Origin of the sequence: Azohydromonas lata NBRC 102462 (assembly GCF_001571085.1) — a bacterium.
In the GTDB taxonomy this organism is placed as follows: Bacteria; Pseudomonadota; Gammaproteobacteria; order Burkholderiales; family Burkholderiaceae_C; genus Azohydromonas; species Azohydromonas lata.
Window position 1 is genome coordinate 39,526 of record NZ_BCTC01000005.1, and the last position, 22,793, is coordinate 62,318.

Annotated in this window: 22 protein-coding genes; 7 read left to right on the plus strand and 15 right to left on the minus strand. The window is 67.2% G+C overall.

All coding sequences use genetic code 11. The features are described 5' to 3' along the window. Positions 1 to 40: 40 nt before the first annotated feature. From ALA01S_RS03420 to ALA01S_RS03440, 5 genes are all read right to left on the minus strand, one after another. Positions 41 to 811, minus strand: a complete 771-nt coding sequence (locus ALA01S_RS03420; RefSeq protein ID WP_066332060.1) for an ABC transporter permease — start codon at positions 809 to 811, stop codon at positions 41 to 43. Next, entirely contained in the window at positions 808 to 1,743 is a 936-nt protein-coding gene (locus ALA01S_RS03425; RefSeq protein ID WP_066332063.1) for an ABC transporter ATP-binding protein, read from the minus strand. The genes ALA01S_RS03420 and ALA01S_RS03425 overlap by 4 nt, the downstream gene beginning before the upstream one ends. A 99-nt stretch (positions 1,744 to 1,842) precedes the next feature. Beyond that, positions 1,843 to 2,382, minus strand: a complete 540-nt coding sequence (locus ALA01S_RS03430) for a Uma2 family endonuclease (RefSeq protein WP_238455678.1) — start codon at positions 2,380 to 2,382, stop codon at positions 1,843 to 1,845. A gap of 49 nt (positions 2,383 to 2,431) precedes the next feature. Then, positions 2,432 to 3,505, minus strand: coding sequence for an aminopeptidase (locus tag ALA01S_RS03435; protein ID WP_066332066.1), 1,074 nt, complete (start codon positions 3,503 to 3,505; stop codon positions 2,432 to 2,434). Further along, the gene (locus tag ALA01S_RS03440) at positions 3,502 to 5,598 is read right to left on the minus strand and encodes a molybdopterin-containing oxidoreductase family protein (protein WP_066332067.1); all 2,097 of its coding nucleotides are present in this window, start codon (positions 5,596 to 5,598) and stop codon (positions 3,502 to 3,504) included. The genes ALA01S_RS03435 and ALA01S_RS03440 overlap by 4 nt, the downstream gene beginning before the upstream one ends. Before the next feature lie 92 nt (positions 5,599 to 5,690). Between ALA01S_RS03440 and ALA01S_RS03445 the strand changes: the two genes are divergently transcribed. The 4 genes from ALA01S_RS03445 (at position 5,691) to ALA01S_RS03455 (ending at position 9,540) form a co-directional block, all read left to right on the plus strand. Continuing rightward, positions 5,691 to 6,884 (plus strand): M20 aminoacylase family protein, encoded by a 1,194-nt coding sequence (locus ALA01S_RS03445; RefSeq protein ID WP_066332068.1) that lies wholly within the window; start codon positions 5,691 to 5,693, stop codon positions 6,882 to 6,884. 21 nt (positions 6,885 to 6,905) lie between these two features. Continuing rightward, the gene (locus tag ALA01S_RS03450; RefSeq protein ID WP_066332070.1) at positions 6,906 to 8,006 is read left to right on the plus strand and encodes a M14 family metallopeptidase; all 1,101 of its coding nucleotides are present in this window, start codon (positions 6,906 to 6,908) and stop codon (positions 8,004 to 8,006) included. Further along, positions 8,003 to 8,404, plus strand: a complete 402-nt coding sequence (locus ALA01S_RS32555) for a hypothetical protein (protein ID WP_157118735.1) — start codon at positions 8,003 to 8,005, stop codon at positions 8,402 to 8,404. The genes ALA01S_RS03450 and ALA01S_RS32555 overlap by 4 nt, the downstream gene beginning before the upstream one ends. Before the next feature lie 515 nt (positions 8,405 to 8,919). Continuing rightward, on the plus strand, positions 8,920 to 9,540 hold the full coding sequence (locus ALA01S_RS03455; protein ID WP_169805843.1) for a PEP-CTERM sorting domain-containing protein: 621 nt from the start codon (positions 8,920 to 8,922) through the stop codon (positions 9,538 to 9,540). A gap of 53 nt (positions 9,541 to 9,593) precedes the next feature. Here the strand turns inward: ALA01S_RS03455 and ALA01S_RS03460 are convergent, their stop codons facing one another. From ALA01S_RS03460 to tal, 3 genes are read right to left on the minus strand one after another with little or no spacing between them, the layout of a single operon-like run. After that, entirely contained in the window at positions 9,594 to 10,229 is a 636-nt protein-coding gene (locus ALA01S_RS03460; protein ID WP_066332081.1) for an HAD family hydrolase, read from the minus strand. Further along, a complete protein-coding gene (gene pgi / locus ALA01S_RS03465) occupies positions 10,226 to 11,842 on the minus strand; it encodes a glucose-6-phosphate isomerase (protein WP_084267175.1) in 1,617 nt (538 codons plus the stop codon). Before pgi ends, ALA01S_RS03460 begins: the two co-directional genes overlap by 4 nt. Then, complete coding sequence (gene tal, locus ALA01S_RS03470; RefSeq protein ID WP_066332248.1) at positions 11,839 to 12,792, minus strand: transaldolase; 954 nt, start codon at positions 12,790 to 12,792, stop codon at positions 11,839 to 11,841. Before tal ends, pgi begins: the two co-directional genes overlap by 4 nt. A gap of 168 nt (positions 12,793 to 12,960) precedes the next feature. On the opposite strand from tal, the gene zwf reads away from it, so the two are divergent. From zwf to ALA01S_RS03485, 3 genes are all read left to right on the plus strand, one after another. Beyond that, complete coding sequence (gene zwf / locus ALA01S_RS03475) at positions 12,961 to 14,436, plus strand: glucose-6-phosphate dehydrogenase (RefSeq protein WP_066332083.1); 1,476 nt, start codon at positions 12,961 to 12,963, stop codon at positions 14,434 to 14,436. 60 nt (positions 14,437 to 14,496) lie between these two features. After that, entirely contained in the window at positions 14,497 to 15,372 is an 876-nt protein-coding gene (locus tag ALA01S_RS03480) for an SIS domain-containing protein (protein ID WP_066332250.1), read from the plus strand. Positions 15,373 to 15,651: 279 nt separating this feature from the next. Continuing rightward, complete coding sequence (locus tag ALA01S_RS03485; protein ID WP_066332086.1) at positions 15,652 to 16,824, plus strand: right-handed parallel beta-helix repeat-containing protein; 1,173 nt, start codon at positions 15,652 to 15,654, stop codon at positions 16,822 to 16,824. Between the two features lie 128 nt (positions 16,825 to 16,952). Here the strand turns inward: ALA01S_RS03485 and ALA01S_RS03490 are convergent, their stop codons facing one another. The 7 genes from ALA01S_RS03490 to ALA01S_RS03520 all read right to left on the minus strand — a co-directional run bounded on the left by ALA01S_RS03490 (position 16,953) and on the right by ALA01S_RS03520 (position 22,692). Beyond that, positions 16,953 to 17,252 (minus strand): STAS domain-containing protein, encoded by a 300-nt coding sequence (locus ALA01S_RS03490; protein WP_066332088.1) that lies wholly within the window; start codon positions 17,250 to 17,252, stop codon positions 16,953 to 16,955. Further along, positions 17,252 to 17,866: an MlaC/ttg2D family ABC transporter substrate-binding protein gene (locus tag ALA01S_RS03495; RefSeq protein ID WP_373862975.1), complete on the minus strand. Its 615-nt coding sequence runs from the start codon at positions 17,864 to 17,866 to the stop codon at positions 17,252 to 17,254. Before ALA01S_RS03495 ends, ALA01S_RS03490 begins: the two co-directional genes overlap by 1 nt. 94 nt (positions 17,867 to 17,960) lie before the next feature. Continuing rightward, positions 17,961 to 18,788 (minus strand): MlaA family lipoprotein, encoded by an 828-nt coding sequence (locus tag ALA01S_RS03500; protein ID WP_238455679.1) that lies wholly within the window; start codon positions 18,786 to 18,788, stop codon positions 17,961 to 17,963. 34 nt (positions 18,789 to 18,822) lie between these two features. Next, the gene (mlaD, locus tag ALA01S_RS03505; protein WP_066332093.1) at positions 18,823 to 19,347 is read right to left on the minus strand and encodes an outer membrane lipid asymmetry maintenance protein MlaD; all 525 of its coding nucleotides are present in this window, start codon (positions 19,345 to 19,347) and stop codon (positions 18,823 to 18,825) included. Between the two features lie 47 nt (positions 19,348 to 19,394). Beyond that, entirely contained in the window at positions 19,395 to 20,186 is a 792-nt protein-coding gene (mlaE, locus tag ALA01S_RS03510) for a lipid asymmetry maintenance ABC transporter permease subunit MlaE (protein ID WP_084267177.1), read from the minus strand. Further along, on the minus strand, positions 20,183 to 21,007 hold the full coding sequence (locus ALA01S_RS03515) for an ABC transporter ATP-binding protein (RefSeq protein ID WP_066332107.1): 825 nt from the start codon (positions 21,005 to 21,007) through the stop codon (positions 20,183 to 20,185). The genes mlaE and ALA01S_RS03515 overlap by 4 nt, the downstream gene beginning before the upstream one ends. A gap of 218 nt (positions 21,008 to 21,225) precedes the next feature. Continuing rightward, complete coding sequence (locus ALA01S_RS03520; RefSeq protein WP_066332109.1) at positions 21,226 to 22,692, minus strand: glutamate synthase subunit beta; 1,467 nt, start codon at positions 22,690 to 22,692, stop codon at positions 21,226 to 21,228. Positions 22,693 to 22,793 lie beyond the last annotated feature (101 nt).

Consider the following 22,793-nt stretch of genomic DNA (forward strand, 5'->3'; position numbering starts at 1 on the left):
AGTGGCCGAAAGCGGCGCCTGCGGCGCGCCGCCCAAGGCCTCAATGCCGCAGCTTGTAGCCGCTGCGCAGCAACTGCAGCGCCACGCCGGCGACGAAAACAAAACTCAGGCCGACCACCGCCAGGCTGGTCCAGGGCGAGACGTCGCCCACGCCGAAGAAGCCGTGGCGAAAGCCGTCGATCATGTAGAAGAAGGGGTTCAGGTGGCTCACGCCCTGCCAGAAGCCCGGCAGCGAGTGCACCGAGTAGAAGACGCCCGACAGGAAGGTCATGGGCATGATGATGAAGTTCTGGAAGGCGGCCATCTGGTCGAACTTCTCGGCCCACAGCCCGGCGATCAGGCCCAGTGCCCCCAGCATGCCCGCGCCCAGCACGGCAAAGACGATGATCCACCATGGCTCGGCCAGCCGCGGCGGCGCGAACCAGGCCGTGACGGCGAACACCCCCAGGCCCACGATCAGCCCGCGCGCCATGGCCGCGCCCGTGTAGGCCACGAACCAGGCCCAGTGCGACAGCGGCGTGACCAGCAAGAACACCAGGTTGCCCGTGATCTTGCTCTGTATGAGCGAGCTGGAGCTGTTGGCGAAGGCGTTCTGCAGCACGCTCATCATCACCAGCCCCGGGATGAGGAAGCTCGTGTAGGCCACGCCCGGATAGACCTGCACGTGCGCCTCCAGCACGTGGCCAAAGATCAGCAGGTACAGCACCGCGGTGAGCACCGGCGCCGCCACGGTCTGGAAACTCACCTTGTAGAAGCGCAGGATTTCCTTGCGGAACAGCGTTCCGGCGCCCTCAAAACGACCGGCCTTCATGCCGCCACTCCCTGCGCGGCGGCCTCGAACTCGGCGCCCTGCATGATTTCGATGAACACGTCTTCCAGGTCGGCGCGGCCGATTTCCAGCTCCTCCACGCGCACGCCGCTCTGGCGCAGCGCGGCCAGCAGCGTTTCGATCTCGGCGGCGTCATGCGCCTTGAGCTGCACGATGCGGCCGGTGACGCGGGCGTGGGCGGCCAGCGCCGCGGGCAGCACGTCGTCGGTCTTGAAGCGCAGCATGGTGCTGGCGGTGCCCGCGAGCAGGTTGGCCGTGCGGTCCAGCGCCACGATGCGCCCGCGCTTGAGCATGGCGATGCGGTGGCACAGGGCTTCCGCCTCTTCCAGGTAGTGCGTGGTCAGCAGCACGGTGTGGCCCTGGCGGTTGAGCTTGGCGATGAACTGCCACAGCGTCTGGCGCAGCTCCACGTCCACGCCGGCGGTGGGCTCGTCCAGGACGATGACGGGCGGCCGGTGCACCAGCGCCTGCGCCACCAGCACGCGGCGCTTCATGCCGCCGGAGAGCTGGCGCATGTTGGACTGCGCCTTGTCGGCCAGGCCCAGCTCGGTGAGCAGCTCGTCGATCCAGTCGTCGTTGTTCTTGACGCCGAAGTAGCCGCTCTGGATGCGCAGCGTCTCGCGCACGCTGAAGAAGGGATCGAAAACGAGCTCCTGCGGGACGATGCCCAGCTGCTTGCGCGCGCTGGCGTAGTCGCCAACCACGTCGTGGCCCAGCACGGTGACCTGCCCGCCGCTGGCGCGGCTCAGGCCCGCCAGGATGCTGATGAGCGTGGTTTTCCCCGCACCGTTGGGGCCCAGCAGGCCGAAGAACTCGCCCCGCTCGATGTCGAAACTCACGCCGTCGAGGGCGCGGAAAGCGCCGCGCGGCGTGTCGTAGGTCTTGCTGACGTTCTGGAAGCTGACGGCTGGCATAGGGGCGCGATTGTAGGGACGGCACCTCGGCGCCGCAGGCGGCGCGGGTGCGTCACCAGGCAGGCTGCGGGCCTGCCGCCAACGCCGGTGGGCCCGCCCTCAAGCTGACGGGCCGACCTGCTCCCACAGCACCTGCGGCTCCAGCGTCAGGCCGACGCTCTCCAGCCGCAGCGGCTCGTTCGTCCCCAGGGGGTGCAGCACCCACAGCCCGTCCTCGCCCTTGCGGTAGAGGTCGCCGCGGCGCTTGTCGGGGTCCAGCAGCAGGTATTCGCGCAGCGTGGGCAGCAGCCGGTAGTCGGCGAACTTGTCGCCGCGGTCGAAGGCGGCGGTGGAAGGAGAGAGCACTTCCACCACCAGCAGGGCCTCGCGCTTCACCAGCGGATCGGTGTCGGTGGTGCTGCAGGTCACCAGCACGTCGGGGTAGTAGAAGCAGTCCGCCGCTTCAACGCGAAGCTTCATGTCGGACATGAAAGTGCGGCAGGGCGTGCCGCGCAAGTGAGCGCGCAGGGCGATATAGACATTGCCCGCGGCGTTGACGTGCCGCTCCTCGGCGCCCGCCATCGCAAACACCTCTCCGCGACTGAACTCGTGCTTCACGGGTTCATGTGCATCCCACGCGAGGAAGTCCTCGGCGCTCATCGGCTGCTTTTTCGCGGCGTGGCCCATGGCGACGAGTTTAAGGGGCGTCTCAGGCCCCCGCCCCCTGCAGCGCCTTCCTCCGCTGCGCCTTGGGCAGCTTGGCCAGCCGCGCCGCCTCGGCGTGGAACCGGTCCCAGTCGCCGCCCACGCGCTCGAAGAGGCGCATGAAGTCCGGCACCAGGTCGCCGTAGGCGCCCTGCACCGCCAGCGAGGCGTTGTTGGCGCGCTGGACCCAGCCGTCCCAGCCGCCGTCGCCGTGCCACTCGCGCTGCTTGAGCTGCTCGTAGTCGCGGCGGAAATCCGCCATCAGCTCGGCCTTGCGCGCGCGCTTGTCCGCGTCGGAGGCGTCGCTGCGGTAGAGCGCATCCAGCCGCTCGCGCAGGGCGCGCGTGAGAGAACGGAACTGCGCGCGGCGCGCCTCGGTCTCCTGGTACTCCTCACGCAGGTGCGGGTTGCCGCGGTGCGCCATCCAGCGCTCCAGCCCAAGGCGCTCCACCGCCGTGGCGTAGGACTCGTTGAAGGCCGTGTCGTCGTCCGCATAGGCCTTCTGGTGCGCCAGCTCGTGGAACAGCAGCCGCGCCAGGTCCGTCTCCGGGCCGCTCACGAAGGTGTTGAGCAGCGGGTCGCCCCCGAGCCAGTTGCTCCAGCCCAGCGTGGAATAGGCCGGCACGCCGTAGACCGACACCTCCCAGCCCGCATGCTTGAGCTCATCGCCCAGGCCGCGCGCCTCGTCGCGGTCGAAATAGCCGCGGTAGCCCACGCAGCCCAGGATGGGGAAGCACCAGGTCTTCAACTGCAGCGACAGCTCCGGTGCCGCCACCACGTTCCACACCGCCGCGTCGCGGTGCAGGTCGGCGTAGCGGCGGTAGCTGGCGTTGTCGGGCAGCTTCAGCTCGGTGATGGCGAAGTCGCGCATCTCCTGGCTCAGGCGCAGGCGCTCGCGCAAGTCGGCGGGCGTGGCCTCGTCGCCCACCCATTCCTTGACCGGCTTGGCACGGGTGAGCAGGTCGAAGTGGCCGCGCAGCGACTGCGCGTAGTAGCCGACGCTGGCGCAGCCGCCCAGCGCGGGCAGCAGCGCGGCCAGCACCAGGGCCCGCCAGGAGCGGCGCAGCGCGCGGCTCACGCCGGACGAACCTCCACCAGGCAGTCGTAGAAGCTGGGCGCGTTGCCCATGTCGGTCAGGCGCTGGTGCGTCAGCTCGTTGACGTTGCGCCCGTCCGGCGCCAGCTTGCGCCACCAGATGCCCAGTCCCACCACCACGCCCGGGCGCGAGCGCGTGCTCACCCGCGCGCGCAGCGTGATCTCGCCGCGGTCGTTGAACACGCGCACCAGGCTGCCGTCCACCACGCCGCGCGCCATGGCGTCGTCCGGGGTGATCTCCAGCGCCGGCTCGCCCTCCACGTCGCGCAGGCTTTTCACGTTGACGAAGGTCGAGTTCAGGAAGTGGCGCGCCGGCGGCGAGATCATGGCCAGCGGGTAGCGCGCGGCCAGCTCCGGCGAGGCCTGCACGCTCTCGTAGTTGGGCACGAAGTCCGGCACGCCCAGGCCCGGGGCATCCACGACGGCCTTGCCGTCGGCAGTCGGAAAGCCGCCCTCGGCAAAGGGCGCGTCCGGCACCGGCAGCCGCGCCCAGCCGCGCGCGCGCAGGGCGTCGAAGTCGATGTTCTTCAGCGCGGTGCGCGCCAGCGTCTCGTCGTCGTCCTTGAAGCACGCATCGTCCAGCCCCAGGCGGGCGGCGATCAGTCTGAAGATTTCCGTGTTGGGCCTGGCCTCGCCCAAGGGCGCGATGGCCGGCTCGTTGAGCAGCACGTCGGTGTGGCCGTAGGAGGTGTGGACGTCCAGGTGCTCCAGCTGCGTGGTGGCGGGCAGCACGATGTCGGCGTGGTCGGCCGTGTCCGTCATGAACTGCTCCAGGACGACGGTGAACAGGTCCTCGCGCTGGAAGCCCGCCGCCACCTGGGCCGACTGCGGCGCCACCGCCAGCGGGTTGCTGTTGTAGACGACCACCGCCTCCACCTTGGGACCGAAGTCCGGCGAGGCCTCGCGCAGCAGGTCCTGGCCGATGGTGCTCATGTTGATGACGCGCGGCCGGCGCCCTGCCAGCAGGTCCGGGCGCTGCAGCGCCGCGTCGTTGCGCGCTTGGGCCGCCCAACCGGAGGCCGAGAGCAGCAGCCCGCCCGCGCGGTGCCGCCACGCGCCCGTGAGGCAGGGCAGCAGCGCGATCAGCCGCACCGCGTTGCCGCCGCCGCGCACGCGCTGCATGCCGTAGTTCAGGCGGATGGCGGCTGGCTTCACCGTGGCGTAGTCGTGGGCCAGCTCGCGGATGAGACCGGCCTCCACGCCGCAGACCTCGGCCGCGCGCTCCGGCGTCCAGGCCAGCGCCTGCTCGCGGATCTTCTCGAAGCCGCTGACGTGGCGCCGGATGTAGTCGTGGTCCAGCGCGTCCTGGCGGATGAGCTCGCCCATGAGCGCCAGGGCCAGCGCGCCGTCGGTGCCCGGGCGCAGCGCCAGGTGGCGGTGGCACTTGTCGGCGCTGTCGGTGCGGCGCGGATCAATGCACCAGAGCTTGGCGCCGGCGCGCTTGGCCTGCTGCGCCAGCGTCCAGAAGTGCACGCTGGAGGTGATGGGGTTGCTGCCCCAGATCAGGATGAGCTTGCTCTCCGGGAAGAACTGCACCTGCATGCCCACCTTGCCGCCGTAGGTGGCGGCGAGTGCCGCACCGCCGGCCGAGGCGCAGATGGTGCGCTCCAGCAGCGAGGCGCCCAGCTTGTGGAACACCCGCGCGGCCATGCCCTCGCCCTGCAGCAGCCCCATGGTGCCGGCGTAGCTGTACGGGAGGATGGCCTGCGGCTGGCGCGCGGCAATCTCCTTGAGCCGCGCGGCCACCGTGTCCAGCGCCTCGTCCCAGGAGATGCGCTGGAACTGCCCGCTGCCCTTTGGGCCCACGCGCTTCATCGGATAAAGCAGCCGCTCCGGGTGGTAGGTGCGCTCGGTATAGCGGCTGACCTTGGTGCACAGCGCGCCCAAGGTGCGCTCATGCTCCGGGTCGGCCTGCACGCGCAAGGCGACACCGTTTTGCACGCTCACGCGCAGCGCGCAGGTGTCGGGACAGTCGTGCGGGCAGGCGCCGTGGACATGGCGCACGGGCGACGCGGCTTCAGTACCGGCGGGAGAAAGAGCGGGGGAAGATGCGGGAAAAGACGGCTGAACATCCATCGGCGAACTATTGCACAGCCCCTCCGGGGTCACCCTTGTGGGGGATGTGACGCCTTAAGATTTCCAGCAGCCGCCTTGAGCAGGAGCGCTTGATGTTGTTGATTGAATCCATCCTGGCCGAAGCCGCGGGCATTGCCGCGCTGCGCCGGGATATCCACGCCTACCCTGAGCTGTGCTTCGAGGAGGCGCGCACGGGCGACCTCGTCGCCCGCCAGTTGGAGGCGTGGGGTATCGAGGTGCACCGTGGCCTGGGACGCACGGGGCTGGTGGGCGTGATACGCAACGGCACGTCAGATCGCGCCGTGGGCCTGCGCGCCGACATGGATGCGCTACCCATCCAGGAGCACAACCACTTCGGCCACGCCAGCCGCCACGCCGGAAAAATGCACGCCTGCGGCCACGATGGCCACACCGCCATGCTGCTGGCCGCCGCGCAATACCTGGCCAAGCACCGCCATTTCGACGGCACGGTGTATTTGATATTCCAGCCCGCCGAGGAAGGCGGCGGCGGTGCGCGGGAAATGATGCGCGACGGTTTGTTCCAGCGCTTTCCCATGGAAGCCATCTTCGGCGCCCACAACTGGCCGGGGCTCAAGGCCGGGCAGATTGCAGTGAAGACCGGCCCCTGTTTCGCGTCCAGCAACGAATTCAAAATTGTTTTGCGCGGCAAGGGCTGCCACGGCGCCATGCCGCACATGGGCACCGACCCCGTACCGGCGGCCTGCCAGATGGTGCAGGCCTTTCAAACCATACTGACGCGCAACAAGCACCCGCTGGATACCGGCGTCATTTCGGTGACCATGATCCACACGGGCGAGGCCACCAACGTCATTCCCGAAAGCTGCGAAATGCAGGGCACGGTGCGAACCTTCACCACGCCCGTGCTGGACTTGATAGAACGGCGCATGCGCCAAATCGCCCAATCCACGGCCGAGGCTTTTGAATTGGAGTGCAATTTCGAGTTCGACCGCAATTACCCGCCCACCGTCAACCACGATGCTGAAAGCGCCTTCATTCGCGAGGTCGGCACGGAACTGCTGGGCGCCGACAACGTGCAGGAATTCGTGCCCACCATGGGCGCCGAGGATTTCAGCTATTTCCTGCAGGAAAAGCCGGGCTGCTATTTCGTGATCGGCAACGGCGACGGCACGCACCGCGACGGCGGCCATGGCTTGGGGCCCTGCACGCTGCACAATCCCAGCTACGATTTCAACGACGAATTGATCCCCATTGGCGCCTCCCTGTGGGTACGGGTGGCGGAACGCTGGCTCAACCGGCCGCGCTGAACGCGGCCCAGGAGATTCAAGATGGACGCGGACGCTCTGAACACCTGTTTCTCGCACAAGTATTCAGAGGCCCGCGAGAAATTCCTGGCCGCAGCCGATGCCGCGGGCCTGGACGCACATGCTGAAATTCACCCCCTGCTCGGCCAGGACGGCGAGACCCTGGCGCTGGACGTGGCGCGCTGCGGCCCCATCTCCGCCGAAAAATTGCTGCTGGTGAGCAGCGGTTGCCACGGCGTGGAGGGTTATGCCGGCTCGGCCGTGCAAATCGCCCTGCTGCGCGACGCCAATTTTCTGGAGCAGGCGCAGCAGGCCGGCGTGGCGGTATTGTTCCTGCACGCCCTGAATCCCTGGGGCATGTCCTGGATGCGGCGCACCACGCAGGAAAACGTGGACCTCAACCGCAATTTCCAGGATTTCAGCCACCCCCTGCCCGCCAACCCCGGCTACGACGAATTGCACCCGCTGCTGGTGCCCTCCACCTGGCCACCCTCGCCGGAGAACGAGCAGAAATTGCAGGCGGTCTTGGCGCAGCGCGGCATGGCGGCGTTGCAGCAAATCGTCAGCGGCGGCCAGTATTCCGAACCGGAAGGCCTCTTTTACGGCGGCCATGCGCCGACCTGGAGCCAGCAGGCCCTGCGCCACGTGCTGCGCGACCACGCGCGGCGATGCTCGAAACTCGGCTGGGTGGATCTGCACAGCGGCCTGGGGGCCACCGGACAGGCTGAAATCATTTTCTCGGGCGACGGCAGCGACCCGGCGCAAGTCGAGCGCGCCCGCGCCTGGTGGCCGACCTTGAAAACCATGCACGAGCACACCTCCATCTCGGCCGTGATTTCAGGCGCGATGTGGAGCGTGATCGGACAGGAATGCCCGCAGGCGGAATTCACGGGGATGGGGTTTGAATTCGGCACCGTGCCGCCGCTGCATATCCTGCAGGCGATGCGGGCGGACCAGTGGCTGGAGAATCACCCGGAAAAGCCGCTGCGCACGGCGTTGGCCCAGAAAATCCGACAGGGGTTGTTCGAGGCATTCTTCATTGATGCGCCGCAGTGGCAGCAGGCATTGATTGAAAATGGGCTGGATGCAAGCCGTGCAGCTCTCACCGGCTTGAATGCCTCATGACGCACTCATCCTTTATCCTATTATTTTCAGACAGCGAAGTCGCTGCGGTCACCTTGGCGAATGGAAACGTCCGCATTTTGTTTTCCGCAGCGCATGTGCTGCGCTACGCTCCGAATGATTTCGAAAAACTCATTGAAGGGTTTGCGCGCAACGTGGAGCTGGTTCTGTCGGCGACAATGCCCGGCCTGACGCTCAATGAATTCATGGGGAGAATTTCGTCAGGCCGGATATTTGTAGAGAATCAATGGGCACGGCAAGCCGCCTTTCCCCATACCATTTCAGGCCCTATCAAACTAGAGCTTAGTTTTGCCAACCAATCCCATCTTGACATAGAGACGGATGGGCTGGAGTGCCGATTCATCGGGGAATCAAACTTTTTTGAATCGATGGCCTGTTGAATTTCAAGGCGCATCCCTAGAGCTATCGCACCGCGTACCCTGATCTGCCCTTGCCGCGAAGGCGAGAATAACGAATTTAAGATTTACGCAGAATACCGCCAATTTTTCACACTGCACAACCGTGGATCACTTGATGATCACGCGAAATACATGCGCATGGCACATGCGATGTGATTGCGCCAAATTATCGCCTTGCGACATTCACAGCATTCGATTCCAGTGATTTACTTAAGCTCGCATAACGAATGAATATGACAATCCCCAACCATATCATTCAAACGTTTGGGTAAATCCCAACTTTTTGAGGTTGGATCATGGCGCGCCTCATCAAACCAAGAGAAAACCACCAGCCAACAATAGTCGCGGCCACATCTAAATCCAAATACCACAGCAAACGACCCACCAGCAACATCAAGAAACAGGTATTTTTACCCATTCCAGAACCGTTGGCACTAATAGATTCCGCATCAACATACGCTCCGTAACAAAAACTTACCTAAACGGATGGAATGAAAATGAGCAAAATCAAGGGATGGGTTGCGGCGATCATATTGGGTTTGAGCTCGGCGGCACAGGCGACAGTACTGTTGCAGGATGACTTCGACCATGAAACCGCCGGCGGCACCGTGGACAATTACAGAGGGTTTAGTAATTTCTCGGTCGTGCGCGGTTCAGTCGACCTCGTTCGATCCAGCCCACCCCTGAATTGCATGGGCGGCCAGGGCTTTTGCGTGGATATGGATGGAACAAGCCGTTACGGCGGCACACTGCAGTCCAACACACTGTTCACACTGCAAGCCGGCACTTACAACCTGAGTTTTTCTGCTTCGGGTAACCAGCGCACCCGAGGCTATGACACGCTCATCGCCAGTGTGGGTTCGGTGTTCAGCCAGTCCATTTCTTTGGCATTTAATGCGCCCCACAATATTTACGACTTCACGTTTTCGGTACTGGCGCCAACGACCGGCTACTTGAGCTTCTCCAATACCGGCAACGACAATGAGGGCGTCATACTCGACAACATTCTTTTCTCTTTCAACAATAACAACAACAACACCGTGCCCGAGCCGGCCAGCCTTGCGCTGTTTGGTCTGGGTCTGGGCGGCATGCTCCTGAAACGCCGCCGCAAAGCCTAGGTGATGGGCTCAGGTGTGCCGCGGGCGGCCTCACGACCGCCCACGCTCTCACTTCAGCAGGCCATGCCCAATGCCTTCAGCTCGCCAGCCACCTGCTGAATGTCTCTGAACAGCACCGCATTCCACCCGAATTCCCGCGCCGCCTGGATATTGGCCGGGGAATCATCTATGAATATGGCGCTGCGCCCGGCCAGATTGAACCGCTCGTGCGCCAGCTCATAAAACTCGCGCTCGGGTTTCATGCGCCGCACGCGGGCCGAGAACAGGCCGCCGTGGAACAGGCCAAAAAAGCCGTGCGCCTTTTCGATATGCGCGGCATAACCCAGCGGCATGTTCGAAAAGAAATACTGTTTCAAACCCCGCTGCCGCAGCGCGTGCAGCAGTTCCACGCTGTCGGGCAGCGGCTGCAGCTCGTCCGGCACGGCCTGGATGACGGTGTGCACGTCGGCTTCCGTCAGGCCCGTGCGGTGGGCGATGCGCTGCGCCAGGGCAGCCTCTTCCACGTCGCCGCGGTCGTAGGCGCCCCAGTCGCCGCCTTCCACGAAGAAGCGGCGCGCCAGCGCCAGGGCGCTGGCTTCGTCGTGCGCGTGGCGCGGCAGCACGCGCTGCAGCAGCACGGCCGGACGCCAGCGCAGCAGCACCGCGCCCACGTCCCAGATCACCACGGGTTTCAGCTCCGCTGCACTCATCCCCTCAATCTCCTCAGCAGTCCGGCGGTGGAAGCGTCCAGCCCCGTCACGTCCCCGGATTCAAATCGCGGCAGCAGCGCATTGCACAGTGCCTTGCCCAACTCCACGCCCCACTGGTCGTAGCTGTTGATGCCCCACACCACGCCGCTGGTAAACACACGGTGCTCGTACAACGCCACCAGCGCACCCAGGCTGCGCGGGGTCAGCCGCTCCAGCACCAGCGTCGTGCTGGGCCGGTTGCCGGGGAAACTGCGGTGGCGTGCCAACACGTCCCGGGCGATGTCCGGCGACGCGGTGGGCGCTTTTTCGCCCATCGCCTCGTCCGCCGTCTTGCCCAGCATCAACGCCTGCGATTGCGCCAGGCAGTTGGCCAGCAATTTCGTCTGCAAGTCGGCATGCGGGTGTGCGGGCTCGCGCACGGCGATGAACTCCACCGGGATCACGTCCGTACCCTGGTGCAGCATCTGGAAGAAGGCGTGCTGGCCGTTGGTGCCGGGCTCGCCCCACACCAGCGGGCTGGTGGCAAAGGGAAGCTCTTCACCGGCGTAGTCCACGCGCTTGCCGTTGGACTCCATCTCCAACTGCTGCAAATACGCCGGCAGCCGCGCCAGGCCCTGGTGGTAGGGCGCGACGCAGCGGCTGGTGAAGCCGTGGAAGTCGCGGTTCCAGACCTCCAGCAGGCCCATGAGCGCGGGCAGGTTCTCTTCCAGCGGCGCCTCGGCGAAGTGGCGGTCCATGGCATGGGCGCCGGCCAGCAGCTCGCGGAAGTTGTCCGCGCCAATGGCGATGGCGATGGGCAGGCCGATGGCGCTCCACAGCGAGTAGCGCCCGCCCACCCAGTCCCAGAAGCCGAAGGTCTTGTCGATGCCGAAGGCCGCCGCCGCGCCGACGTTGGTGGTCGTGGCGGCGAAGTGCCGGGCGATGTCGGTGCCGCCACCGGCCAGGAACCACGCCCGCGCCACCGCGGCGTTGGCCATGGTCTCCTGCGTGGTGAACGTCTTGCTGGCCACGATGAACAGCGTCTTGGCCGGCTCCAGTTGCGCCAGCAGCGGGGCGATGTCGTGCCCGTCCACGTTGGAGACGAAGTGGCTGCGCAGCCCCGGCTGCGTGTAGGGCTGCAGCGCCTTCACCGCCATCAGCGGCCCAAGGTCGGAGCCGCCTATGCCGATGTTGACCACGTCGGTGAAGCCGGCGGCGCGCACCTCCTCGGCATAGGCCAGCATGCGCTCCAGCACCTCGTGCACGTCGTCGCTGAAGGGGCCCTGCCCTTTGGGCGCGCGCAGCGCGGTGTGCAGCACGGCGCGGCCCTCGGTGGTGTTGACCGGCTCGCCGGCCAGCAGGGCGTCGCGCCGCGCCTCCAGGCCCACCTCGCGCGCCAGCTCCAGCAGCAGGCGGCGCGTGGCCTCGTCCCAGCGCTGCTTGGACAGGTCGGCAAACACCTCCGGCGCCTGCACGCCGAAGCGCTCGAAGCGCTGGGGGTCGCTCTTGAAGATCTCGCGCAGGTCGAGATCACGGCCGTGCGCCTGCCAGTGGCCTTGCAAACCACTCCAGGCCACGGTCTTGTCGCCGCGCACGAAGGCGGCGACGGCTGCTTGGGCCGCGTGGGACGTCACTTGCACAGCTCCTCGATCATGCGGTCGAGCTTGGCCGCGTCGGCGGCAAAGGCGCGAATGCCTTCGGCCAGCTTGTCGCTGGCCATGGCGTCGTCGTTCAGGGCGTAGCGGAAGCACGGCTCGTTGAGCGTGCGGGCGTGGATGTCCATGCCCTTGGCCGCGGCCGGGTCCAGCCGGCGCGGCACGGGGCCTTCGCTGCCCTGCAGCGCGGCCAGCAGGTCGGGGCTGATGGTCAGCAGGTCGCAGCCGGCCAGCGCCAGGATCTGCCCGGCATTGCGGAAGCTCGCGCCCATCACTTCGGTCGGAATGTCGAAGTGCTTGTAGTAGTTGTAGATGGCGGCGACGCTCTTGACGCCGGGGTCGTTCTCGCCGGCATTGGCGGCCTCGTCCCAGGCGGCGCCGGCCTGCTTCTTGTACCAGTCGTAGATGCGGCCGACGAAGGGCGAGATCAGCGTCACGCCGGCATCGCCGCAGGCCACGGCCTGGCAGAAGGAGAACAGCAGCGTGAGGTTGCAGTGGATGCCCTCGTGCTCCAGCGCCTTGGCCGCCTGGATGCCTTCCCAGGTGGCGGCGATCTTGATCAGCACGCGCTCGCGCGCAATGCCGGCGCGCTCGTACAGGGCGATCAGGTGGTGCGCGCGGGCAATGGTGGCGGCCGTGTCGAAGCTCAGCCGCGCATCCACCTCGGTGCTCACGCGGCCCGGGACGACCTTCAGGATTTCCAGGCCGAAGCGCACCAGCACCTCGTCCACCACGCGCTCCAGCGGCACGCGCGGGTGGGCCTTGACCACCTCGGTCAGCAGCGGCGCGTACTCCGCTTGCTGCACGGCCTTGAGGATGAGGGAGGGATTGGTCGTCGCGTCGCGCGGCGCGAACTGCGCCAGTTGCTTGAAGTTGCCGGTATCGGCCACGACGGTGGTGTGCTGCTTGAGCTGCTCGAGTTGATTCACGGCTTGGTCCTGCAGGCGGCGCCTGCGCATCGGTCTGACACGGTCTGCGGCGCGGCGTCCTCTTTGGCGAACGTGTGCGCTCGTTGACCCTCCTAAGAAACTCTAGCATCATGAACCATGTAACCCGGTTACATCCCAGGCTCGCTCCTCTCGGAAGGTTTTTTCACGATGTCTTTTGATCTGGTGTTCTTTGGCGGTACTGGCGACCTCACCTGGCGCAAGCTGATGCCTGCGCTGTTCCAGGCGTTTCGCCACGGCAAGCTGCCCGCGGGCGGCCGCATCCTGGCCGTGGCGCGCGAGGAGCGCAGCGACGACAACTACCGCGACTTCATCCGCCAGCGCTTCGACGAGGTCGAGCCCGCCAAGCGGCCCAGCGACGAGGAGTTCGCCCGCTTCGCCCAACTGCTGCACTACCGGCAGATGGACTTGTCCAAGCCGGACCACTACGCGCGGCTGAAGCGCTGGCTGGACGAGCCCAAGGCCGAGGAAGGCCGCGCCACCCCGGCCGACACCGCGGTGCTGTACCTGGCCACCAGCCCGCACCTCTTCCCCGTGATCTGCGAGCAGCTCGGCGCCGTGGGCCTGAACCACGACCGCGTGCGCGTGGTGCTGGAAAAGCCGCTGGGCCACGACCTGCAAAGCGCGCGCGAGATCAACGCCGTGGTGCGCTCGGTGTTCAAGGAGGCGCAGGCCTTCCGCATCGACCACTACCTGGGCAAGCCCGCGGTGCAGAACCTGGCGGCGTTGCGCTTTGGCAACGCGCTCTTCGAGCCGCTGTGGCGTCGCGAAAGCATCGCCAACATCCAGATCACCATCGCCGAGTCCTTGGGCGTGGGCACGCGCGGCGACTTCTACGACCGCACCGGCGCGCTGCGCGACATGGTCCAGAACCATGCGCTGCAGTTGCTGACCATGATCGCCATGGAGCCGCCGCCCACCGCCGACGCCTACGCCATTCGCGACGAGAAGCTCAAGGTGCTGAAGTCGCTCAAGCCTTTCACCCCCGAGTCGGTGCAGCGCGACGTGGTGCGCGGCCAGTACCGCGCCGGCAGCGTCGGCGGGCAGTCGGTGCCCGGCTACCTGGACGAGGCCAAGGTGCCCGCGGGCAGCCGCTGCGAGACCTTCGTGGCCCTGCGCACCGAGGTGCAGAACTGGCGCTGGGCCGGCGTGCCCTTCTACCTGCGCACCGGCAAGCGGCTGGCCTCGCGCGAGGCGCACATCGTGGTGAACTTCCGCCCCGTGCCGCACCCCATCTTTGCCGGCATGAGCAACGCCAACAAGCTGGTGATCAAGCTGCAGCCGGAGGACGGGCTGGAGCTGCACCTGATGGCGGCCAAGGGCAGCGTGGGCAGCGGCAGCGAGGCGCTCTCCCCCGTGTCGCTGGACCTGGACTTCGACAAGGCATTCCCCAGCGAGCGCGTGGGCGCCTACGAACGCTTGCTGCTGGACGCCATCGCCGGGCGGCTGAACCTGTTCGTCCGCAGCGACGAGCAGGAGCAGGCCTGGGCCTGGGTGGAGCCCATACTTCAGGCCTGGAAACAGGACACCCAAGGCCCACGCCCCTACGTGGCGGGCAGCTGGGGTCCGCCGGCGGCCAGCGCCCTGGTGGCGCGCGACGGTTTCATGTGGGACGAAGAGCAGTAAACACAAGGCGGAGCGCCCACGCCGCCCTCTAGAGGGACATCCATGAGTAACGAAAGCCCGCTGCTGGAGCGCATTCGCGCAGCGCTGCCGGCGCTGTCGCCGGCGGAGCAGCGCGTGGGCGAGCTGCTGCTGGCCGATGCGCGCGCCTTTGCCGACCTGCCCGTGGCGCTGCTGGCCGAGCGTGCCAACGTCAGCAAGCCCACGGTGGTGCGCTTTTGCCGCAGCGTGGGCTACGGCGGCCTGGCGGACTTCAAGCGCCGCCTGGCCGGCGCGGCCAACGAGGGCGTGCCCTACGTGCACCGCGCGGTGGCCCCGGAGGACAGGCCCGCCGAGCTCATCGTCAAGGTGGTGGACAACGCCATTGGCGCGCTGCTGGCCTACCGCAACCAGGCCGCGCCGCAGGCTTTTGAGCGCGCCATGGACGCGCTGGAAGCCGCGCACCGCGCGCACCGCCGCGTGGAGTTCTACGGCGTGGGCACCTCCGGCATCGTCGCGCAGGATGCACAGCAGAAGTTCTTCCGCTTGGGCGTGACGGCCGCGGCGGTGAGCGACGGCCACGTGCAGGTGATGAGCGCCACCATGCTGCAGCCCGGCGACTGCGCGGTGATCATCAGCAACTCCGGCCGCAGCCGCGACCTGCTGGACGTGGCCGACATCGCGCGCCGGCGCGGCGCCACGCTCATCCTCCTCACGGCCAGCGCCACGCCGCTGGCCCAATCGGGCAGCGGCAACGGCGCGCACCAGATCCTGCTGGCCGTGGACCACCCCGAGGATGCCGACCGCTACAGCCCCATGGTGTCGCGCCTGCTGCACCTGCTGGCCATCGACGTGCTGGCCACCGGGCTGGCGCTGCGCCTGGGCATAGAGACGCTGCAGCCCATGCTCCAGGAGATCAAGAAGAACCTGCGCGCGCGGCGCTACGTCAACACGCCCTGAGCACGAGCGTCCGCAAAGAACAGGCGCCGGATCTTTCGCCTCACGCAGCGGCCTTTGCGCCAGGCAACAGGGTGAAACGGTCGGCAACGAATCGCGGCGGGCTCTCAACTGCCTCCGCCAAGCGACGATGAACAGGGAGACCGGGCCCTGATTTGCCCACCTCCTCCAGGCCCCGGCGACGTGCGTCTGCTCGGCCCCCTTGTGCGGCGCAGGCGCGTGTGAAGAACGCAGGCACAGCGGCGATGGGGCCGGGAGGGCCCCCTCGCCGGGATGAAGCAGATGAACAGGCGCCAACTCGTCCAATCCCTGGCTCTCGCGGGGCTGCTGCCCTCGCTGCCCTTGCCGGGGCGGACCGCCGGTACGGTACGCACGCTCTACCCGGGCATGTCGCTGAGCGCCCTGCTGGCGCAGTGCGTGGACGACGACGTCATCGAAGTCAAGCCCGGCCTCTATTCCGCGCAGGTGGGCGCCATCACGCAAAGGCGGCTGACCATTCGCGGCATCGGCTCGCCGCGCCCGGTGTTCCGGGCCGACGGGGTCTCGGCGCTGGGCAAGGGCATCCTGGTGGTGCGCAACGCCGAGAACGTGCTGATCGAGAACCTGGAGTTCCGCGGTGCGCGCGTGGCCGACCTCAACGGCGCCGGCATACGCCACGAGCTGGGCAACCTCACGGTGAGGAACTGCGCCTTCTTCGACAACGAGATGGGCATCCTCACCAACAACGACGCCAACTGCACGCTGGACGTGAGCAACAGCGAGTTCGGCTTCGCGGCCAACAGCCCGGCCGCGACCTCGCCCTACCCGCCACACCTGATCTACGTCGGCCGCATCAAGCAGTTCAGCCTGACGGGCTGCTACTTCCACGACGGCCGGGTGGGCCACCTGGTCAAGTCGCGGGCGCAGACCAGCCTGATCTCCTACAACCTGCTGGTGGACGGCCCAAAGGGCACGTCCTCCTATGAGCTGGACTTGCCCGAGGGTGGGCTGGTCTGGGTGATTGGCAACGTCATCAGCCAAGGTGCGCTGTCGCCGAACTCCAACATCGTGAGCTACGGCGAGGAGACGTCCACCCTCACTCAGCACGGCCTCTACATGGCCAACAACACCATCATCAACAACCGCAGCGCCGGCACCTTCGTGCGCGTGAGCCCGGCGCGGCTGTCTGCCGGCCTGAGCATGCGCTTTACCAACAACCTGCTGGTGGGCGCGGGCAGCGTGGCCACGGGCACGACGCCGTGGACCACGGACAACCGCCTGACCACGCTGGGCTCGCTGGTGGCGCCGGCTTCGCTGAACTTCAAGCTGCTCTCCACCTCGCCGCTGCGCGGCACCGGCGTGGTGCCGGGCTGGGCCGGCGGCCGTTTGCTCAACCCCATGGCGCAGTTCAAGTTGCCCCTGGGCACCACGCCCATCACGGCACCGGCCGCATGGTCGCCCGGCGCGTTCCAGTAAACGCACGGGGGCGCGGCGGGCGGGCTGCCCGCAGGGCTTCGACCAAAGAAAAACCCGCCGTTGCGCTCACGCGGAACCGGCGGGTTGCTTGTTTCAGGCGCGGGCCGCTGCGCCGTTGACCGTCGATCTCAGGCGGCGGCCTGCTCTTCCAGCCCCGGCAGCGCGCCGTCCACGCCGTAGAGCTGGGCCAGCTCGGCCAGCAGCTTGGGCGCACCCTTGATGCACAGGTCGCCGCCGGCAGCCTGCACGTTGCGGCGCAGTTGCAGCAGCACGGCCAGCGCGGCGGAGTCGTAGTCGCGCAGCGCGGTGGCGTCCACTTCCACCTGCGCCCCACCGCTGCCGGCCAGCGCCGGCTCCAGCCCCCGCAACGCCTGGGTTGCCGTGGCCATCGTCAAGGTATCGGGCAAAGCCAGCAGCGCCACGGTCATCAGCCCTTGCCGCCGGTCTTGTTGCGCTCGGCCAGCTTGGCGATCAGGCCATCGATGCCGCCGGAGGCAATCTCCTGCGCGAAGCTGTTCTTGTACTGATCCACCAGCCACACGCCCAGGACGTTGACGTCATAGATGCGCCAGTCGTCGCCGGCCTTCTCCAGGCGGTAGTCCAGCTGCACCGGGTCGCTGCTGCCGCGCACTTCGGTGCGGACCACGGTTTCCGCATCGGTCGCATTGCCGCGCCAGGGCTTGAGCTGGATGGTGGTGGAGCTCTTCACCTGCGTGAGCGCGCCGGCGTAGGTGCGCACCAGCAGGGTCTTGAACTCGTCCTGCAGGCGCTTTTGCTGCTCCGGCGTGGCGGTGCGCCAGGCGCGGCCCACGGTGGCGGCGGTCATGCGCTGGAAGTTCACGTGCGGCAGCACCTTGGCATCGACCAGATCGCGGATGCGCGCCACGTCGCCGCCCTGGATGGCCTTGTCGGACTTGATGGCGTTGAGCACGTCGTCCGAGAGCTGGCGGACGAAGGCGTCAGGCGCCACGCCCTGCGCATGCAGCGAGCCGGCCAGCAGGAAGCTGCCCAGGAAAGCGAAGAGGGTCAGAAACTTTCTGATCACGGAGAGGTTTCCTTCAGAGGTTGCGGGGCACCGAAGCCGGCGTCCCGGTCACTTCAACGCGCGAGAGCGCCGAACGGTTCACTCGCTGCCTTCACTGCGCCGGCGCGGGTGCCGGGGCAGGCGTCGCGGGCGGCGGCGCGGCAGGGTTCAACGTGGCAGGAGCAGGCTGCGTGCCGGCGTCGCCGGCGCCGGTGTCGTCGTCCTGCTCATCCGGCTGCTCCGGCGGGTTGCCGTCGTAGACCTGGCTGCGCCGGCGCGCGAGGTAGCCGTCGCGGATGAACTGGTACTTGTCCAGCGCGATCTGGTCCACCACGTCGGTGGCGCCCAACAGCTCGGAGCGGCGGTTGATCACCTGCAGCGAGGTGGCCATCACGCGGTCGGACGTGGAGCTGAACAGCACGCTGCTGGGCGTGGTCTGCAGGTCCAGCGTCAGGCCGGCCGTGTCGCGCAGCGAAGACGGGCCCAGCAACGGCAACACGATGTAGGGGCCGCTGCCCAGGCCCCAGCGGCCCAGGGTCTGGCCGAAGTCCTCGCTCTGGCGCTCCAGGCCCATGGGCGTGGCCCAATCCACCAGCCCGGCCAGGCCGAAGGTGGAGTTGACCAGCACGCGGAAGGTCATGGAGATGCCCGCCTCGCCCTTGCCCTGCAGGAACTGGTTGATCGCCGACCAGGCGTCGGAGAAATTGCCCATGAAGTTGCTCACGCCGGTGCGCACCGGCGAGGGCACGACGTCGCGGTAGGCCGTGGCCACGGGCTTGAGCACCGTGCGGTCCAGCCCTTCGTTGAAGTTGAAGATGGAGCGGTTGAACCCCTCCAGCGGGTCGACGGGCGAGGACGCGGCCTGCTGCGCCTGGGCCTGCGCGGCGCCGCCGGCACACAGCAGCGCGGCGGCCAGCAGCAGGGTCATGTTCTTCTTCACGGCTGCACTCCTCTTTTGGGCCGGCTGCAAGGAATCAGGGCTTGGCTGGGGCTGCGGGAGCCGGCGCACCGCCGCCATTGCCGTTGCCGGTGCCACCACCGGCGTCGGCCGCCTTGCTGAACAGGAACTGGCCGATCAGGTTTTCCAGCACCACGGCCGACTGCGTCTGCGTGATGACGGTCCCGGGCTCAAGCATCTTGTCGTCCGCGCCGGGCTCGATGCCAATGTACTGGTCGCCCAGGAGGCCGGAGGTCAGGATCTTGGCCGAGGAGTCGCGCGGAAACTCCACGCCCTGGGACACCTGGAAGGTGACCTCCCCCATGTAGGTCTTGGGGTCGAGCTTGATGGACTCGACGCGGCCCACGGTCACGCCCGCGCTGCGCACGGCCGCGCGCGCCTTGAGGCCGCCGATGTTGTCAAAGCGCGCCTTGAGCTGGTAGGTCTGCCCGCCGTTGCCGATGTTCGTGAGGTTGGCCGCCTTGAGCGCCAGGAACAGCAGCGCCGCCAGACCCAGCAGCACGAAGCCGCCCACCATGATTTCGATACTTTTCTTAGCCATGAATTACCAATGTCGAATGCGGAGCCGTCGAGGACGCTGCGCGGACGTCAGCGCGTGGAAAACATCAGCGCCGTGAGCACGAAGTCCATCGCCAGGACTCCCAGCGAGGAGATGACCACCGTGCGCGTCGTGGCGTAGGCCACGCCCTCCGGCGTGGCCTCGGTCTCGTAGCCCTGATAGAGCGCGACGAAGGTGCAGATCACGCCGAACACGGCGCTCTTGACCAGGCCGTTGCCCACGTCGCGCCACACGTCAACGCGGTCCTGCATGATCGACCAGAAGTTGCCCGCGTCTATGCCAATGAGCAACACGGCCACGACGTAGGCGCCCATGATGCCGATGGCCGAGAACATCGCCGCCAGCAGCGGCATGGCCACCACGCCGCTGATGAAGCGCGGTGCCAGCACGCGGGCGCGCGGATCGACGGCCATCATCTCCATCGCGGAGAGCTGCTCGCCGGCCTTCATCAGGCCGATCTCGGCGGTCAGCGACGTGCCCGCGCGGCCTGCGAACAGCAGTGCCGCCACCACGGGCCCCAACTCGCGCACGAGCGAGAGGTTGACGATGAGGCCCAGCGACTCCGTGGCACCGTAAGTCACCAGCGCGTAGTACATCTGCAGCGCCAGCACGAAGCCCACCGAGAGGCCCGACGCCAGGATGATGAGCAGCGACAGATTGCCGATGGCGTGCAGTTGCGCAGTCACCAATGAGAAGCGCGCCAGCGCCGCCGGCGTGGCGCGCAGCAGGTCCAGGAAAAAGAAGGCTGCATGGCCCAGCGAGCGCAGCATCAAAAGGGTGCCCGCGCCCAGGCGCGCCAGCGCATCCAGCGGTGTCTTCATGCCTTGGCCCCCGTGCGGCCCACGCCGAAGTCTTGCGCCAGCGGCGGCGCGGGGAAGTGGAATTTCACGGGGCCGTCCGGCTCGCCGCGGACGAACTGGCGCACCTCGGGGTCGGTGGAGGCCATGAGCTCAGCGGGCGTGCCCTGCGCCACGATGCGGCCGCCCGGCGCGGCCATCAGGATCACGTGGTCGCTGATGGCCATGCACTCCGGGATGTCGTGCGACACCACCAGCGAGGTGGCGCCCGTCGCATCGTTGAGCTTGCGGATGAGGTTGGCCGCCACGCCCATGGAGATGAGGTCCAGCCCCGCGAAGGGCTCGTCGTACATGATCAGCTCGGGGTCCAGCGCGATGGCCCGCGCCAGCGCGATGCGCCGCGCCATGCCGCCGGACACTTCGGAGATGCGCAGCCGCGCCGCGCCGCGCAGCCCAACGGCATTGAGCTTCATCAGCACGATGTCGCGTATCAGCGCATCGGGCAAATCCGTGTGCTCGCGCAACGGAAAGGCGACGTTGTCGTACACGTCCAGGTCGGTGAACAGCGCACCGAACTGGAACAGCATGCCCATGCGCCGGCGCAGCTTGAGCAGTTGGTTGCGGTCACGCGCGTTGATGACTTCGCCGTCAAAGCGAACCTTGCCGGAGGACGCCGCGTTGATGCCCCCGATAAGCCGCAGCAGCGTGGTCTTGCCGCAGCCGGAGCCTCCAAGAATGGCCGTGACCTTGCCGCGGGGGAAGCGCAGCGTCACGTCGTTGAGGATCAGCCGACGGGCGTCATAGCCGAAGCTGACATGGTCGATCTCGATCAGGGATTCCGGCATCGGGCAGGCAGTGAACAGCGGGCCACGGCCCGTGCAATCGAAAAAAAGAAAGGCCCGCTGGTACCTTTTTGTTACCAGCGGGCCTCGATTGTCTCACGCATGCCGGCAAGGCGCCGGCAGCGTTGGTGCGACGCAGCAAGCCCTGGGCCTGCCCGCGCCCTGCAACATGGCGGCAACACGGCCGTGTACACGAACACACGGCCTGCCGCGGGGCACTTTCAGCGCGGCAGGTCGCTGGCGCCCATCAGGAACTCGTCGATCGCGCGGGCGGCCTGGCGGCCTTCGCGGATGGCCCACACCACCAGGCTCTGGCCGCGGCGCACGTCGCCGGCGGCGAAGACCTTGGCCACGTTCGTGGCGTAGCCGCCGGTGAAGTCGGTCGTGGCCTTGGCGTTGCCGCGCGCATCACGCTCGACGCCGAAGCCTTCCAGCAGCGTGTTCACCGGGTTGGTGAAGCCCATGGCCAGCAGCACCATGTCGGCCTTGAGCACCTGCTCGGAGCCCGGCACCTCGACCATCTTGCCGCCTTCCCATTGCACGCGCACCGTCTTGACGCCGGTGACCTTGCCCTTCTCGCCGACGAATTCCTTGGTGGCGATCGCGAACTCGCGCTGGCAGCCTTCCTCGTGGCTGGAGGAGGTGCGCAGCTTGTACGGCCAGTAGGGCCAGGTCAGGTCCTTGTTCTCCTGCTCCGGAGGCATGGGCAGCAGCTCGAACTGCGTCACGTTCACGGCGCCGTGGCGGTTGCTGGTGCCCACGCAGTCGCTGCCGGTGTCGCCGCCGCCGATGACGATGACGTGCTTGCCGTCGGCACGCAGTTGGCCCTTGACCTTGTCGCCGGCGTTGACCTTGTTCTGCTGCGGCAGGAACTCCATGGCGAAGTGCACGCCGTCCAGGTCGCGGCCCGGCACGGGCAGGTCGCGCGAGACCTCGGAGCCGGCGGCCAGCAGCACGGCGTCGAACTCGGCCTGCAGCTGTTCGGGCGTCACGCGCTCCTTGGCCCAATTGGTGACCTTGGAGCCCTTGGGCAGCTCGCCGACGATGACGCCGCAACGGAACACCACGCCTTCGGCCTTGAGCTGCTCGGTGCGGCGGTCGATGTGCGACTTCTCCATCTTGAAGTCGGGGATGCCGTAGCGCAGCAGGCCGCCCACGCGGTCGTTCTTCTCGAACACCACCACGTCGTGGCCGGCGCGCGCGAGCTGCTGCGCCGCGGCCAGGCCGGCCGGGCCGGAGCCGATGACGGCGACCTTCTTGCCCGTCTTGAACTTGGGCAGCTGCGGCTTGACCCAGCCCTCGGCCCACGCGCGGTCGATGATGGCGTGCTCGATGGACTTGATACCCACCGGGTCGTCGTTCACGTTGAGCGTGCACGAGGCCTCGCAGGGCGCCGGGCAGATGCGGCCGGTGAACTCGGGGAAGTTGTTGGTCGTGTGCAGGACCGTGATCGCGTTCTTCCAGTCGTTGCGGTAAACGAGATCGTTGAAGTCCGGGATGATGTTGTTGACCGGGCAGCCGTTGTTGCAGAACGGCGTGCCGCAGTCCATGCAGCGGGCGCCCTGCACCTGCGCCTGCTCGGCGGTGAGACCGATCACGAACTCCTTGTAGTTCTTGACCCGCGTCTCGACGACCTCGTAGCCCTCCTCGATGCGCTCGTATTCGAGGAAGCCGGTGACCTTACCCATGATGTTTCTCTACCTTCGCTGATCGTTGGCTGCCGCCGCCCACCGCGGCGCTCCCCACAGGGGGCGCTCGGGTGGCGGCGGCCTTGCCGGCGCGGCGGCGG

Excerpts from the sequence above, each read along its gene's own strand:
- ALA01S_RS03420 (WP_066332060.1), bottom strand. The coding sequence starts at position 811 with ATGAAGGCCGGTCGTTTTGAGGGCGCCGGAACGCTGTTCCGCAAGGAA.
- ALA01S_RS03520 (WP_066332109.1), bottom strand. The coding sequence starts at position 22,692 with ATGGGTAAGGTCACCGGCTTCCTCGAATACGAGCGCATCGAGGAGGGC.
- ALA01S_RS03425 (WP_066332063.1), bottom strand. The coding sequence starts at position 1,743 with ATGCCAGCCGTCAGCTTCCAGAACGTCAGCAAGACCTACGACACGCCG.
- ALA01S_RS03430 (WP_238455678.1), bottom strand. The coding sequence starts at position 2,382 with ATGAGCGCCGAGGACTTCCTCGCGTGGGATGCACATGAACCCGTGAAG.
- ALA01S_RS03485 (WP_066332086.1), top strand. The coding sequence starts at position 15,652 with ATGAACAGGCGCCAACTCGTCCAATCCCTGGCTCTCGCGGGGCTGCTG.
- ALA01S_RS32555 (WP_157118735.1), top strand. The coding sequence starts at position 8,003 with ATGACGCACTCATCCTTTATCCTATTATTTTCAGACAGCGAAGTCGCT.
- ALA01S_RS03445 (WP_066332068.1), top strand. The coding sequence starts at position 5,691 with ATGTTGTTGATTGAATCCATCCTGGCCGAAGCCGCGGGCATTGCCGCG.
- mlaD (WP_066332093.1), bottom strand. The coding sequence starts at position 19,347 with ATGGCTAAGAAAAGTATCGAAATCATGGTGGGCGGCTTCGTGCTGCTG.
- ALA01S_RS03455 (WP_169805843.1), top strand. The coding sequence starts at position 8,920 with ATGAGCAAAATCAAGGGATGGGTTGCGGCGATCATATTGGGTTTGAGC.
- ALA01S_RS03515 (WP_066332107.1), bottom strand. The coding sequence starts at position 21,007 with ATGCCGGAATCCCTGATCGAGATCGACCATGTCAGCTTCGGCTATGAC.
- ALA01S_RS03440 (WP_066332067.1), bottom strand. The coding sequence starts at position 5,598 with ATGGATGTTCAGCCGTCTTTTCCCGCATCTTCCCCCGCTCTTTCTCCC.
- ALA01S_RS03450 (WP_066332070.1), top strand. The coding sequence starts at position 6,906 with ATGGACGCGGACGCTCTGAACACCTGTTTCTCGCACAAGTATTCAGAG.
- mlaE (WP_084267177.1), bottom strand. The coding sequence starts at position 20,186 with ATGAAGACACCGCTGGATGCGCTGGCGCGCCTGGGCGCGGGCACCCTT.
- ALA01S_RS03460 (WP_066332081.1), bottom strand. The coding sequence starts at position 10,229 with ATGAGTGCAGCGGAGCTGAAACCCGTGGTGATCTGGGACGTGGGCGCG.
- ALA01S_RS03490 (WP_066332088.1), bottom strand. The coding sequence starts at position 17,252 with ATGACCGTGGCGCTGCTGGCTTTGCCCGATACCTTGACGATGGCCACG.
- zwf (WP_066332083.1), top strand. The coding sequence starts at position 12,961 with ATGTCTTTTGATCTGGTGTTCTTTGGCGGTACTGGCGACCTCACCTGG.